General features: G+C 65.4%; 15 protein-coding genes and 1 tRNA gene. 9 read left to right on the top strand and 7 right to left on the bottom strand.

The window, feature by feature from the left end:
• Positions 1-38: 38 nt before the first annotated feature.
• From QTI05_RS13235 to QTI05_RS13195, 9 genes are read left to right on the top strand one after another with little or no spacing between them, the layout of a single operon-like run.
• Complete coding sequence (locus QTI05_RS13235) at positions 39-572, top strand: GAF domain-containing protein (RefSeq protein ID WP_286539187.1); 534 nt, start codon at positions 39-41, stop codon at positions 570-572.
• 38 nt (positions 573-610) lie between these two features.
• The gene (locus QTI05_RS13230; protein WP_286621647.1) at positions 611-2,239 is read left to right on the top strand and encodes an FAD-dependent monooxygenase; all 1,629 of its coding nucleotides are present in this window, start codon (positions 611-613) and stop codon (positions 2,237-2,239) included.
• Positions 2,240-2,265: 26 nt separating this feature from the next.
• Complete coding sequence (locus tag QTI05_RS13225; RefSeq protein ID WP_286621644.1) at positions 2,266-2,679, top strand: VOC family protein; 414 nt, start codon at positions 2,266-2,268, stop codon at positions 2,677-2,679.
• Entirely contained in the window at positions 2,676-3,491 is an 816-nt protein-coding gene (locus tag QTI05_RS13220) for an alpha/beta fold hydrolase (RefSeq protein WP_286539190.1), read from the top strand. Before QTI05_RS13225 ends, QTI05_RS13220 begins: the two co-directional genes overlap by 4 nt.
• The gene (locus QTI05_RS13215) at positions 3,488-4,258 is read left to right on the top strand and encodes an ABC transporter ATP-binding protein (protein WP_286539192.1); all 771 of its coding nucleotides are present in this window, start codon (positions 3,488-3,490) and stop codon (positions 4,256-4,258) included. Before QTI05_RS13220 ends, QTI05_RS13215 begins: the two co-directional genes overlap by 4 nt.
• A 21-nt stretch (positions 4,259-4,279) precedes the next feature.
• Positions 4,280-5,152 (top strand): ABC transporter permease, encoded by an 873-nt coding sequence (locus QTI05_RS13210; RefSeq protein WP_286621643.1) that lies wholly within the window; start codon positions 4,280-4,282, stop codon positions 5,150-5,152.
• 45 nt (positions 5,153-5,197) lie between these two features.
• Complete coding sequence (locus QTI05_RS13205) at positions 5,198-6,304, top strand: ABC transporter substrate-binding protein (protein WP_286621641.1); 1,107 nt, start codon at positions 5,198-5,200, stop codon at positions 6,302-6,304.
• Positions 6,305-6,339: 35 nt separating this feature from the next.
• A complete protein-coding gene (locus QTI05_RS13200; RefSeq protein WP_286622393.1) occupies positions 6,340-7,500 on the top strand; it encodes an aminotransferase-like domain-containing protein in 1,161 nt (386 codons plus the stop codon).
• Positions 7,484-8,110: a YitT family protein gene (locus QTI05_RS13195; protein ID WP_286539197.1), complete on the top strand. Its 627-nt coding sequence runs from the start codon at positions 7,484-7,486 to the stop codon at positions 8,108-8,110. Before QTI05_RS13200 ends, QTI05_RS13195 begins: the two co-directional genes overlap by 17 nt.
• A gap of 263 nt (positions 8,111-8,373) precedes the next feature.
• Here the strand turns inward: QTI05_RS13195 and QTI05_RS13190 are convergent.
• The 7 genes from QTI05_RS13190 to QTI05_RS13160 all read right to left on the bottom strand — a co-directional run bounded on the left by QTI05_RS13190 (position 8,374) and on the right by QTI05_RS13160 (position 13,897).
• A tRNA-Ser gene (locus tag QTI05_RS13190) sits at positions 8,374-8,461 on the bottom strand.
• A gap of 12 nt (positions 8,462-8,473) precedes the next feature.
• Positions 8,474-9,220: a TetR/AcrR family transcriptional regulator gene (locus tag QTI05_RS13185; RefSeq protein WP_286539199.1), complete on the bottom strand. Its 747-nt coding sequence runs from the start codon at positions 9,218-9,220 to the stop codon at positions 8,474-8,476.
• Positions 9,217-10,467, bottom strand: coding sequence for a radical SAM family heme chaperone HemW (hemW, locus tag QTI05_RS13180; protein WP_286621640.1), 1,251 nt, complete (start codon positions 10,465-10,467; stop codon positions 9,217-9,219). The genes QTI05_RS13185 and hemW overlap by 4 nt, the downstream gene beginning before the upstream one ends.
• Positions 10,464-11,066 (bottom strand): RdgB/HAM1 family non-canonical purine NTP pyrophosphatase, encoded by a 603-nt coding sequence (gene rdgB / locus QTI05_RS13175; RefSeq protein ID WP_286539201.1) that lies wholly within the window; start codon positions 11,064-11,066, stop codon positions 10,464-10,466. Before rdgB ends, hemW begins: the two co-directional genes overlap by 4 nt.
• A gap of 46 nt (positions 11,067-11,112) precedes the next feature.
• Complete coding sequence (gene rph / locus QTI05_RS13170) at positions 11,113-11,841, bottom strand: ribonuclease PH (protein ID WP_286539202.1); 729 nt, start codon at positions 11,839-11,841, stop codon at positions 11,113-11,115.
• Between the two features lie 149 nt (positions 11,842-11,990).
• Positions 11,991-12,893, bottom strand: a complete 903-nt coding sequence (locus tag QTI05_RS13165; RefSeq protein WP_286539203.1) for a PP2C family protein-serine/threonine phosphatase — start codon at positions 12,891-12,893, stop codon at positions 11,991-11,993.
• On the bottom strand, positions 12,890-13,897 hold the full coding sequence (locus QTI05_RS13160; RefSeq protein WP_286539205.1) for a serine/threonine protein kinase: 1,008 nt from the start codon (positions 13,895-13,897) through the stop codon (positions 12,890-12,892). The genes QTI05_RS13165 and QTI05_RS13160 overlap by 4 nt, the downstream gene beginning before the upstream one ends.
• Between the last annotated feature and the right edge of the window lie 17 nt (positions 13,898-13,914).

Here is a 13,914-nt window from a genome sequence, read left to right as displayed (position 1 = left end):
GCCGTCGGCCGATGACTCGAACTCCTGGAGAACCACCCATGCTGCCGCCCGCAATCTGCCTGAACCTGTTCGACGAGCTGTCGGACGCCAGAGACGTCGAAAGCGCCATGCGCCAGATCGACGCTTTCCGTCGGCTGCTCGTCGGCCCTGGCGTCTTCAGCATCAACCTCAACGTGACGACTGCGAACGATCCGCCCAACGAGGTGCAGCTGCAGCGGCTGTATTCGTCGAACGGCGGCGAATTCCCGGTCGCGGGCCGCAAACGCAAGCGGCTGACCCATTGGACCCGGACGCTCTTCGGCGAGGGGCGCGTCGTCGTCGCGGAAGGCGGCGAGGTGCTGGCCGAGCTGTTCGACGACTATGGCCAGATGGCGCCCCTCGGCCTGAATGCGGCGATCAACGTACCGATGTTGCAGGGCAACCGGTGCATCGCGACCTTCAACGTCTTCGGTACGCGCGGCCGATGGCGCGAGCACGAGGTGCTGGCGGTGCGCATGCTCGCGTCGCTTGCCGCGCGATGGGTCACGCCCGCACCCGATCTCCACTACACGCTGGACGCCATCCGCCCCTGAGCCACCGATCCACCCCACGACTCTTCCCTGGAGTACCCATGACATCCTCATCCACTTCAACGCCGTCCAAACGAACCTCGGTCTTCATCGTCGGCGCCGGCCCGGTCGGCCTGTCGATGGCCATCCTCATGGACCGCTTCGGCATCGACTATGTGCTGGTCGAGCGCGCGTCGGGAACGACAGACCATCCCAAGGCGCGCGGCTGCTGGAGCCGCACGATGGAGATCTTCCGGCAATGGGGCATCGAGGACCGTATGCGGGCCCGTGGCCTTCCCGACAACTCGGACATGTTCGCCTTCGTCGACGCCATGGCCGGCCATGAATACGGGCGCACGCTGCCCGAGGTAAACATCGGCCAGTCGCCGGCCTGGAAGTGCATCCTCTCGCAAGACGCGGTGGAGGAAGAGCTGCTGGTCCTGGCGAAGAAGACTACGGTCGGGCAGATAAATTACTCAACAGAATTCGTCGACTACGCCGAGAGGGCGGATGGCGTCCAGGTTACTGTGCGCAACCTGAAGACCGGCGAGACGACCACCTGCGACGCGCAGTTCCTGATCGCGGCCGACGGCGCCGGCAGCAGTGTGCGGCGCGTGAGCGGCATCGACATGCGCGGCCCGTCGACGCTCGCAGTGATGGCCAACGACTACTGGAAGGCCGACCTGTCGCGCATCCGCGGCGCCGCCAACACGGCTGCGTTCCGTGTCGTGCCGCGAGACCCGAGCGTGCCGATGGCGTCCGTCCTCAACACCAACGGCAAGGACCGCTGGCTGAGCCTGATCCACATTGGCAACGAGAAGGATGAGCGGGTCGGCGCTCGCACCGATGAGGAGGTCGTCAAGATGGCCCGCATCCACACCGGCATTCCCAACCTCCACGTCGAGGTCATCAACCGTTCGGTCTGGCGGCTTAGCCGGCAGGTGGCGAGCACCTTCCAGAAGAAGCGCGTGATCCTGGTCGGCGACGCCGCGCATCGCTTTCCGCCGAGCGGCGGCTACGGCATGAACTCCGGCATCCAGGACGCGCACAACCTCGCATGGAAGCTGAACCTGGTGCTCAAGGGCAAGGCGAGCCCGCGCCTGGTCGAGAGCTATGACCTCGAGCGGCGGCCGGTGGCGGAATCGAATGCCGACTTCAGCTACGCGAACACGCTGCGCTTTCTCGAGACAGACAAGGCGTTCCGCAACGGCAACATCGACCGCATCAACTTCTGGATCAAGGACACCGAGAACCACGTCCACAGCGTCGGCCAGAGCCTGGGGTTCAGCTACGACGAGGGCGCCGTGATTCCTGACGGTACCGCCAAGCCAGCCCTCCGGACGCGCCACTACGAGCCCAGCGATCGCCCGGGCGGCCGGTTCCCGCACATCTGGCTGGACCTCGCCCGCAAGTTCTCGACGCTGGACTGGTTCGACAAGAACTTCGTGCTCGTCGTCGGTATGAAGGCAGAAGCCTGGAAGGAAGCGGCGGCACGCGTCGCCGAGGCGCGCGGCTTGCCGATCGAGGTGCGACAGATGGAAGCCGAATGCGAGGCCGAGGGTCTGCTGATCGGGCTGCGCGGCGCTGTGCTGGTGCGCCCGGACGGTCACGTCGCCTGGCGCATGCCCTGGACGCCCGGCGACCCGGCGGCCGAACTCGCATCGGTCCTCGACAAGCTGCTCGGCGCCTGACGCCCCGCAACGCCTAAGGAGTTCGCATGCCCGTCAGTGCCCTGCATCACTACACCATACGTTGCACCACGTCGGAGCTCGACGTGCTGCGGGACTTCTACACCCGGCATATCGGCCTGACGGTCGGCGCACGCCCGGACATTCCAGCGCCGGGTTACTGGCTCTACGCCGGTGACCAGCCGATCGTGCATCTTTACGCGATCGCGGATGTTCCCGATGCGTTGCCGCCGGCAGGCGTTCCGCTCACCGGGCCGCTCGACCACATCGCGTTTCGGTCACATGGCCTGCAGGCGACGCGAGCGCATCTGTCGGCACACGGCATTGCCTACGACGAAGCACCGGTCCCGGGCTGGCCACTGCACCAGATCTTCGTAAGCGATCCCAAGGGACTGAAGATCGAGCTCACATTCTGGCTTGACGAAGAGGCGCCGCAGCCATGACCTCCTACATCGCCACAGGCGACGCCATGACCGCCTGCACGGTCACAGGCGATGGCCCGCCGCTGCTGCTCATGCACGGCGCCGAAGCGAGCCGGCAGATGTTCGACGACATCACGCCATACCTTGCAAGCCACTACACCGTCATTGCCTACGACCAGCGGGACTGCGGCGAGACGACGTCGCCCCTCGTCCCCGCGACACTCGCCCAACTGGCACTGGACGCCCGAGCACTGCTTGCCGGGCTCGGCATCGGCCGAGCCCATGTCTTCGGCAGCTCGTTCGGGGGACGCGTGGCGCAGGCCCTTGCTATCGCTCATCCGGAATGCGTCGATCGGCTCGTGCTGGGCAGCACCTGGGCACTGCCGGATTCGCTGGCTGCACTCGATCCCGAAGGCAGCCGGCTGATCCAGGAATTGCGCCTCGGTCTGCCCGACAGTGCACAGGAACTGGCACGGCTGTTCTTTCCCGAGGTATTTCTCGTGCAAAGGCCGGCGCTGCGCGACATCTTCGCCCGCGTGCAGCCGGGCTCGAAACGTGCCGAGCTGCGATCCGTCGCGGTCGCCGGCACGCTTGATGTGCCGTTGTCGGCCATCCAGGCGCCCACGCTGCTGCTCGCCGGCGACAGCGACCAGGTCGTGCCGGCCCGCCTCACCTTCGATCTCGCCAACCAAATCGTGGACAGCCGACCAGTACTGCTGCCCGGTGTCGGCCATGCGACCTGCCTGCAGGCGCCGGCCGAGGTGGCGCAGGCCGTCATCGTTTTCCTCGAAGGACATCCCGAATCACCGTGTCAGGGAGCCACGCAACCATGAGCTACATCGAGATCAAGGGCATGTCGAAGATCTTCGGCGAACCCGGCGCCGGCGGCATGTTGGCGCTCAACGACATCAACTGCAGCATCGAGAAGGGCAGCTTCGTCTCGGTGGTCGGCCCGAGCGGCTGCGGCAAGAGCACGCTCATGCGCATCGTCGCCGGCCTGCTCGACTACTCCGAAGGCAGTGTGACGATGGACGGGCAACCGATCCGCGGCACGCGGCGCGACATCGGCGTGGTGTTCCAGAGCTCGATCCTGCTGCCCTGGCGGACTATCCTGGAGAACGTCATGCTTCCGGCCGAAGTCCTCGGCCTCGATCGGAAGCAGGCCCGCAAGCGCGCCATGGAGTTGCTGCACATGGTTCGCCTCGACGGCTTCGAGCACAAGCTGCCGCGCCAGCTCAGCGGCGGCATGCAGCAGCGCGCATCGATCGCCCGGGCGCTGCTTCACGACCCGAAGATCCTGCTGATGGACGAGCCCTTCGGTGCACTCGATGCCATGACGCGCGAGCAGATGAACCTCGAACTGCAGCGCATCTGGAGCGAGAGCGGCAAGACGGTGATCCTGATTACGCACTCGATTCCCGAAGCGATCTTTCTCGGCGACGTCGTGTTCGTGATGACGCCGCGCCCCGGTTCGCTTGAGCGCGTCATCCGCGTAGACGTGCCTCGTCCCCGGACGATGGATTCGATGGCCTCGCCGGACTTCACGTCCGTGGCCCACCAGATCCGCGAGCTGTTCGACCACACCGGTTCCTTCGATTGACCGTCTACCCCGAGGTGCTCCATGTCCAGTCCCATCTCCGCCGTTCCCTCCCGCCCGGCATCGGCCATTCGCCAGGCGCGTGCCTTCGACCTTGGCCGCATGCTGCGATCGAGCCGCTTCAATTCGCTGCTGTTGCTGGTCGCGCTGCTCGTCGTCTGGGAGGTCGGCGTGCGCGTCTTCCAGGTGCCCAAGTTCCTGATCCCGCCGTTCAGCGACGTCGTCTCCGCGCTATGGCGCGGTCTCGCGACGACGCCGTTGGCCAAGGACGGTCTCTGGTTCCACACCTTCGTCACGCTGGCCGAGATTCTCATGGGCTTCTTCATCGGCAGCGCCATCGGGCTCGCGCTGGGCGTTGGCATCTCGCAGATGCCGCGCGTCGAGGCCGTGCTTCAGCCCTACGTTGCGGCCTTCCAGAGCCTGCCCAAGGTGGCTGTCGCGCCGATCATCGTCATGTGGCTGGGCTTCGGCATCAGCTCGAAGGTGGCGATCGTCTGCATGCTGACCTTCTTCCCGGTGCTGGTTACCAGCATCGCCGGTTTCAAGGCGATCGACACCGACCGCATCGACCTCCTGAGATCGCTGTCCGCCACGCCCTGGCAGATCTTCCGCAAGGCCAAGTTCCCGAGCGCGCTGCCCTACATCTTCGCGGGGCTCGACATGGCCGCCGCCTTCGCGGTGGTCGGTGCGATCGTCGGCGAGTTCGTCGGTGCGCAGGCCGGGCTCGGCGTGCTGATCCTGCAGATGGACGCCCAGATGGACACCGGTGGCAGCTTCTCGGTCTTCATCGTGTTGTCGTTCATCGGCATCGTGCTGACCAGCCTGCTTAGGCGCATCCAGCGCCGCACCCTGCACTGGATGCCGGTCGAGAGCACCAGCCGCAGCGTCAGTACCTGACATCCATTTCCGTCCGCTCCATTCATTTCATCGACAAGGTCCCCCATGATTAACAGAAGGCATTTCAACCTCGCCCTGGGTGCACTCGGCACTGGCCTGGGTCCGGTATCTACCAAGGCTGCGGCTCAGACCCTGAAGGTCATGAAGGTCGCAAATTCGGCCGGCGTCAACGATGCGCAGCAGGCCTTCATCACCGCCGGACAGCATCCGCGCCTGCGCTACTACGCGTCGGAAGGCGTCGACGTCGAGTACGTCAACATGAGCAGCATGACGCAGGCGATGCAGGGGTTGATCACCGGCCAGGTGGCATTCGGCCCGGTATCGCCGGGCATCTACCTGCCGGCGCTCGCCAAGGACTCATCGCTCGGACTCATCGCCGCGTACAAATGGCTGCCGCGCAATGCCAACGTCGTCGTCGTCCGGCCGGACAGCCCGATCAAGACCGTGGCTGACCTCAAGGGCAAGCGCATCGGCGTGCGCAGTCAGGGCGACCCGGGCATCGTCGCGATGAAGACCATGCTGCTCGAGCTCGGCCTGGAAGACACGGCCAACCAGTACATCGCGGTGGGCGATGGCGGCCCGGCCGGCCAGTCGCTGATGCAGGAGCGGGTCGACGCGATCGTGACGTACGACACCTTCGCCGCCCGCATCGAGATACTGGGCATCGCACTGCGGTACGTGCCGTTGACGCCAAAGTTCGCCGAGGTCGGCACGGGCTGGCTCTGCGTGCAGAAGAAGACGTTGAAGGAAGACCGCAAGGCGCTGGTCGGACTGTTCCGCGGCATTGCCAAATCCACGCTCTTCGCCAATGCCAACCTGGACCAGGCCATCAACATCCACTGGGCGCTGTACCCGGAAAGCAAGCCCAAGTCGAAGTCCGAGGACGAGGCGCGCAAGGAACTGCAGTTCATCCTCAAGGACCGCAAGCAGAACTGGATGCGGCGCGACAACGATGCCGATCCGCGAATCGGCGCCTCGAGCCTCGCAGAATGGAAGGCCAACATCGACACTGCGGCGGAAACCAGCAAGAACTCGAAACTGGCGGCAGAGATCGGCGATGCCAACAGCGTCTTCACCAACGAGCTGATCGACGAGGTGAACGATTTCGACAAGGCCGCAGTGATCAAGCAGGCGAAGGATTTCAAGCTTTGATCGCGCCATGGACGCTGGCCGCGCGTGCGGCCCGGATGAATCCTTCCGTGATTCGCGAGATACTGAAGGTCACCGAACGGCCCGACGTGATCAGCCTGGCCGGCGGGCTGCCATCGCCGGAGACCTTCCCGATCGCCGAGTTCGCGCGGGCCTGCAACCGGGTGCTCGGCGACGACGGTAAGGCCGCATTGCAATACGCATCGAGCGAAGGCCATGCGCCGCTGCGCGAGGCCGTGGCCGCCATGCTGCCCTGGAACGTCGACCCCGCGCAGGTGCTCATCACTACCGGCTCGCAGCAAGGGCTCGACCTGATCGCCAAAATCCTGATCGATACCGACAGCAAGGTGCTGGTCGAGACACCGACCTATCTCGGCGCGCTGCAGGCCTTCAGGCCGATGCAGCCGACAATCGTCGGCGTGCGCAGCGATGCAGCCGGCGTGGTCGTCGACGACCTGATCGCCCAGTCCGTGGGCGCGCGATTCGCCTACCTGCTGCCCAACTTCCAGAACCCGACCGGCCGCACAATGGATGAGGCGCGCCGCAAGTCCGTGGTCAATGCGGCCGCACGCATCGGCCTGCCCATCGTCGAGGACAACCCCTACGGTGATCTCTGGTTCGATGAGGCGCCGCCCTTGCCGCTGACCGCGCGCAGTCCGGAGGGCTGCATCTACCTGGGTTCGTTCTCCAAGGTGCTCGCACCGGGCCTGCGGCTGGGTTTCCTGGTCGCACCGAAGGCGATCTACCCGAAGCTGCTGCAGGCCAAACAGGCCGCCGATTTGCACACGCCGGGTTTTAACCAGCGGCTGGTAGCGGAGGTGCTGAAGAACGGCTTTCTCGACCGCCACGTGCCGACGATCCGTGCGCTGTACAAGCGGCGGCGCGACGTCATGCTGGCGGCGCTCGATCGCGAGATGAGCGGGCTCGACGTAGAGATCAACCGCCCCGCAGGCGGCATGTTCCTGTGGCTTCGGCTGCCGACGGGCATCGATGCCGCACGGCTCCTGCCGATGGCCGTGGAGCGTGGTGTCGCGTTCGTGCCGGGTGCGCCGTTCTACGCGAGGGAGGGCGATCCACGCACCTTGCGCCTGTCGTTCGTTACTGCCAGCGACGGCGAGATCCAGCAGGCCATCTGTGCTTTGGCCGACGCATTGCGGCTGATGATCGACGAGTCCGGCGGTCATGCCAACCGTAGATAGCGGAACGCGTGAGGTCGCGCTGCCCCATTCAGTATTCGAGGACGGGTTTGCCTTGGCGTCCGGCGGACTGATGATCGGCTTGGGCTTGTACTTCCTGAAGAATGCTGGGCTGTTGACCAGCGGACTGTCGGGCGCGGCCTTCCTGCTTCACTATGCCACCGGCTGGGACACGGGTCTCTCGCTGTTCCTGCTCAACCTGCCTTTCTTCGCATTGGCATGGGCCACCCTCGGAACGCGCTTCAGCCTGAAGTCATTCGGCGTCGTGGCGCTGATCTCGCTCATGCTGGACCATCTGTCCGCGATGTTCGTCGTGGGCCAACTGCACCCAGGCTTTGCTGCGGTGGCGGGTGGGGTCTTGATCGGCATCGGACTTCTGGCCTTGTTCCGGCACGGTGCCAGCGTGGGTGGTACCAGCAGCCTCGCGCTCCATCTCCAGCGCCGTCGCGGTTGGCCAGCGGGTCGGGTGTTGATGTCCATCGATGCAGCCATCTTCATGGTGGCTTTGGCCGTGGTCGACCCGAAGAACATTGCATGGTCGATCACCAGCGCACTGATCCTGAACCTCATGGTCACGCTGAACCATCGCCCAGGGCGCTACATGACCTGTTGACTGGACTCCCAGGCCAGCAGTACATCCCGGTCGCTAGCCTGCGTACCACCCACAGCGTGCGCACCCAGTTTCATCAATCTGCTGACCTGCAGCGCACCTAGCTCGATCGCTTTCCGCGGCATCTCGTTCTTTCCACTAACCTTGCCACGATAAATGATGGCATTGCGTGGGATGTGGCGAAACCAACTGGAACCGAAGTTTCAGCGATTCTCCAATGAAAACGGGGATATTGGGGCTTAGCGGGCCGCTGCGGAACGCTCAAGTGGCGGAGAGTGTGAGATTCGAACTCACGGACGGTTGCCCGTCGGCAGTTTTCAAGACTGCTGGTTTAAACCACTCACCCAACTCTCCGAGCGGGCGATTTTAGACGGTGCTGCCTTGCTGGCGTGGCGCTTCCTGTTTTTCCGCGGCCGATGCATGACGCGGCCGCAGGCCGTGCAGCACCAGATCCAGAACGCCTCGGGCCCATGCGCGGCGTTCGGTTGGGCTGGCGAGCGGGTTGGCGATGAAAAAGCGGACGCCGCCATACGCCAGCGTCGACAACTGCACCGCCGTGAGTTCAGGCTCCGGCACGTGCAGTTTGCCGGCGCGATGGGCTTCGGCCAGGTAGTGAACCAGCGGGTCCAGCAGCTGGCTGTTCTCGGTGTAGACCATTCTGGACAGTTCGGGGAAGCGCGTCGCCTCGGCGATCACCAGCCGCAGGAGCCCCAGCGTGCGGGGGTCGCTAGCGCCCAGGTAGATGCCCTCGATCAGTTCGAGCAGGCGTTCTTCGGTGTCGGTCTTGTCGCCCTTGAGCGCCGCGTGCATGCTGGTGCGCGCATGGTCGAGCGACCGGTGGATGACCTCGCGAAACAAGGCGCGCTTGTTTTCGAACTGACGGTAGATGGTGATCTTGGCGACACCCGCGTCGCGCGCAACGGCTTCGATGCTGGTGGAGGCATACCCCTTGTCCAGAAAGGATTGCGTCGCTGCTTCCAGAAATGCCTCGCGCAGCTCGTTGGCCTGAACCACGCTGGGCCGTCCACGTGATCTGCGTTGAGGCTGGGCTTCGGCTTCGCCTTGTTGATGCAGTTCGTCGGTCGGTGGCGGGGTAGGCAGGCTGGAGGTCATGCGTCGGGCAAGAACAATGTCTGTAAGTCACTCAAGAAATCGAGACCCCGCTCCGTCGGCCAAACATGACGGAGGTCGCGCGCCAGCAGGCCATCTTTTTCGGCCTGGCTGAGCCCGCGTTGAATGGCGGTTGTTGCGAGCCCGGTGCGTTCACCGAACTGTTGCAGGGAAAAACCGTCTTTCAGTCTCAAGGCGTTGAGCATGAATTCGAACGGCAATTCGGCCACGGCCACGTCTTCGCTTTGCGCCACTGCGGCCCCGGCCAGCGCCTGGTCCATGTAGCGCTGGGGTTCCCGAAAGCGAACCTGTCGCACGATGCGGTGCGCAAAGCTCAATTTGCTGTGGGCGCCAGCGCCAATACCGAGGTAATCGCCGAACTGCCAGTAGTTGAGATTGTGAGCACAGGTGTGGCCTTCGCGCGCGTAGGCCGAAACCTCATATCGCGCCAATCCGGCGGCGTTCGCGCGTTCGACGATGCGGTCGAGCATTGCGTAGGCGTCGTCGTCCTCGGGCACCTTCGGCGGGAATTTGGCGAAGTAGGTGTTGGGCTCGATCGTGAGGTGGTAGACCGAGAGATGCGGCGGCGCCAGGGCCAGCGCCTGGTCGAGGTCGGCCTCGAACTGCGCTGCGGTCTGGCCCGGCAGCGCGTACATCAGGTCGAGGTTGAAGGTGTCGAAGGCGCTGGCCGCCTCTTCCACGGCGGCAATGGCCTGGGCCCGGTCGTGCACCCGGCCAAGCGCCTGGAGGTGCTCGTCGTTGAAGCTCTGCACCCCGACCGACAGCCGCGTGACGCCGGCAGCGCGGTAGGCACGGAAGCGGTTGCGCTCAAAGGTGCCGGGGTTGGCTTCGAGGGAGATCTCGCAATCCGGTGCCAGCTTGAGACGGGCGCGCAGGTCGCCGATGAGGCGGTCGATCGCCTCGGGCGAAAACAGGCTGGGCGTGCCGCCACCGATGAACACGGTGTGCACGGTGCGGCCCCAGATGAGGGGCAGCGCCGCGTCGAGGTCGGCCACCAGCGCGTCGAGGTAGCGCTGCTCCGGCAAGGCTCCGCCCTGCCCGGTCGACCACTCGTGCGAATTGAAATCGCAATACGGGCATTTGCGCAGGCACCAGGGCAGGTGCACATAGAGCGACAGGGGCGGCAGCGCGGCCAGCTGCAGCGGGCCGGGCCGCATCAGGTGCAGCACGTTGTTGGCGTCCGGGGCGCCGGCCTGCAGGGCAGCCGCGATCGGGACGACCGTGCTCATCGCGACCAGCGCTCGCGCATCAGTGCCAGCATCGCGCGGGCCGCCTGGCCTCGGTGACTGTTGGCGTTTTTGACCTCGGGCGAAAGCTGCGCGAAGGTCTGGCCGAAGACGGGCAGGAACATCACGGGGTCGAAGCCGAAGCCGTTGTCGCCGACCGGCGCACGCGTGATCTCGCCGGCGACGCGGCCGACCGCGATCAGCGGCTCGGGGTCTTCGGCACTGCGCAAGGCCACCAGCGTGCTGACCAGCGCGGCGCGCCGGTCTTGCACTTCGGCCATCTGCTCGAGCAGGGCACGCACGTTGTTGTCGTCACCCTTGGCATAGCCGAACTGCGTGGCATAGAAGGCGGTGTCCACGCCCGGCAGGCCGCCGAACGCCTCCACGCAGAGCCCGGCGTCGTCGGCGATGGCGGGCAGCCCGGTGGCGGCCGCGGCATGCCGCGCCTTGGCCAGCGCGTTTTCGACAAAGGTGCGAAACGGCTCCTCGGCCTCGCCCACGCCGAGCTCGGCCTGGCGCACCAGCCTCACGTCGAGCGGCGCCAGCAGTTGCTGGAGTTCCGCCAGTTTGCCGGCATTGTTGGAAGCGAGAACCAGTTTCATGTCCACAAAAGAGCGTCGGCGCCCTTTGGGTGGACACCGGAAGCTCTTATTTTGATAGCGATTGCTGTTGCAGCAGGACGAGCTCCTGAATGCCCTTGTCGGCCAGCCCGAGCAGCGCGTCCATCTCGGCGCGGGTGAATGCGGCGCCTTCGGCCGTGCCCTGCACCTCGACGAAGTGGCCGGCCCCGGTCATCACGACGTTCATGTCGGTGTCACAGGCCGAGTCTTCGGTGTATTCCAGGTCGAGCAGCGGCGTGCCTTGCACGATACCGACCGAAATGGCGGCCACCGGCCCGCGGATCGGCGTGGCCGCGATCTTGCCGGCCGCCAGCAACTTGTTGACCGCATCCTGCGCCGCCACGAAAGCGCCGGTGATGGCGGCCGTGCGAGTGCCGCCGTCGGCCTGCAGCACGTCGCAGTCGAGGTGGATGGTGCGCTCGCCGAGCGCCTTAAGGTCGAACACGGCGCGCATCGAGCGGCCGATCAGGCGCTGGATTTCCTGGGTGCGGCCGCTCTGCTTGCCGCGCGCGGCCTCGCGGTCGCTGCGGGTGTGGGTGGCGCGCGGCAGCATGCCGTATTCGGCCGTGACCCAGCCCTCGCCGCTGCCGCGCTTGTGCGGCGGCACTTTCTCTTCGACCGAGGCGGTGCAGAGCACGCGGGTTTCGCCGAACTCGATCAGCACCGAGCCCTCGGCATGGATGGTGAAGCCGCGCGTGATGCGAACGGGGCGCAGTTGGTCGGCGGCACGGCCGCCGCTTCGTGTGAAAGCAGTCATTTGGTCCAGAGCAGGTAAACAAGAAAACAAGGAGCCTCGGCCGTCGCCCCCATTCGTGGAACACCGCGGAACCGGCTCCGCCGGGCCGCCGGTGTTGCCCCCTGAAAGGGGGGTTGGCGCAGCGACACGAAGTGCGCGAAGACTGGGGGTTAGCTCTTCCTTGCGGCCGAGCGGCGGATGGCTTCGTTGATCTCGGCGATCGAGCGCTCGATGGCGTCCTCGTCGAGGTCGTCGCCTTCGTTGTCGGAGGGCATGCCGGCCTGGATGGTCGAGGCGAAAACGCCTTCGCTGATGGTTTCGGTGGAAACGCCGCGATCCTTGCCCGGCGCGTCAGGGGTTTCCCATTCGAGCGCGATCAAGGTCACGTTGTCGCTGTGCGAGCCGCCGCTGCGCAGCGCGGATTCGGCCAGCTCGGGTGCGGCATCCGACACCGGGCGGTTGCTCAGTGTGCGCACGATGTGGTCGTCGTCGAGCACGCCCCAGACGCCGTCGGAGCACAGCATGATGCGGTCGCCCTGCAGCAGGGTGAGCGGGGCCGAGACATCCAGCGTGGGCGTGGTCGGCGAGCCGAGGCAGGTCAGCAGCAGGTTGCGGTTGACCGGCTCGGCGCCCTGGTCGAGCCGCGGGCGCTCGGCATGCGAATGGTCGCGCGTGCGGGTGAGCAATTGCCCGTCGCGCACCACGTAGAGCCGCGAATCGCCGCAATGGAGCCACGTGGCTGTCGTGCCCTGCAGCACCGCAGCCACGAGCGTGGTGCGCGGCGTGTCGAGCATCGCCTTGTTGCCGGCGTAGCGCATGATCTGCTGGTGTGCCGAGAGCGCCGACGAGGTGAGAAAGGCGCGCACGTCCTTCACCACCGGCCGGGCTTCGCGCTGGTAGAGCGCGGCAATGGTCTGCAGCGCCATCTGCGCCGCAACCTCGCCCTCGGGATGGCCGCCCATGCCGTCGGCCAGCACGAACAGGCCGGACTCCCGCGTGTAGCAGTAGCCCATGCGGTCTTCGTTCTTGAGACGCCCGCCTTTGCGGCTGACCTGGAAAACTGAGAACTTCATGCCGGTCGTGTGGTGGGTGCGGCCGCCTTGGGCAGCCCCTTCTTTTCGAACGAGCGCATGTTGTCGATCGACAGGCGCACCTTCTCCCCGACAGTGAGCTTGGTGTAGTGGCGTTCGCCCTCACGGCTCAGCTCTTTTTGCAATGCAAACACCGACTGCGGACGGGAGAGCGGATCGAGCGACATGCACCACTCGACCACCTCGATCATGTTGTCGGAGTAGATGCCGCGCAGCCGCGAAAGCGACAGGCCCAGCCGGTCTTTCTCGATGCGCTGCGGCGCGTCGCTGGGCGGATAGCCCTGCATGCAGGCGTAGATGCAGGCGCCGATGGCGTAGATGTCGGTCCATGGGCCCATCGACGAGTCGCGGCGGTACATCTCGGGCGCGGCAAAGCCGGGCGTGTACATCGGGCGGATGAAGTTGCCTTCCTTGGAAAGCACTTCGCGCGCGGCGCCGAAGTCGATCATCACGGCGCGGTCATCGTCGGTCACGAAGATGTTGGCGGGCTTGATGTCCAGGTGCAGCATCTTGTGCTGGTGCACGATGCGCAGGCCGCGCAGGATCTCGTCGAACAGCGAGCGGATGGTCGACTCGCGGAAGACCTTCTGCTTCTTCAGGTCGCGCGCGGTGACGATGAAATCCTGCAGGGTCGCGCCCTCCAGGTGGTTCATCACCATGTAGACGGTTTCGTTCTCGCGGAAGAAGTTGAGCACGCTGACCACCGAGGCATGCGAGATCTGGGCGAGCGAGCGGCCTTCCTCAAAGAAGCTCTTGAGTCCGAGCCGGTAGAGCGACAGCTTTTCGGGTGCGACCTGCGGCGCCAGCTCTCCGACACCGCGGGTGGCGAGCGAAGACGGCAGATATTCCTTGATCGCGACCTGCTGGCCGGAATGGTCGACCGCCAGATAAACCACGCCGAAACCACCGGCCGAGAGCCGCCGTATCACACGGTATCCACCGATCACCGTATCGGGCAACAGAGGCGAAGGTTTGACCTTTGACATAATCCGGGAGTTTCGCC

The organism is Variovorax fucosicus (assembly GCF_030316825.1).
In the GTDB taxonomy this organism is placed as follows: Bacteria; Pseudomonadota; Gammaproteobacteria; order Burkholderiales; family Burkholderiaceae_C; genus Variovorax; species Variovorax fucosicus.
The sequence above is the reverse complement of the archived record's forward strand: the minus strand, read 5'-3'. Positions and strand labels throughout refer to the sequence as shown.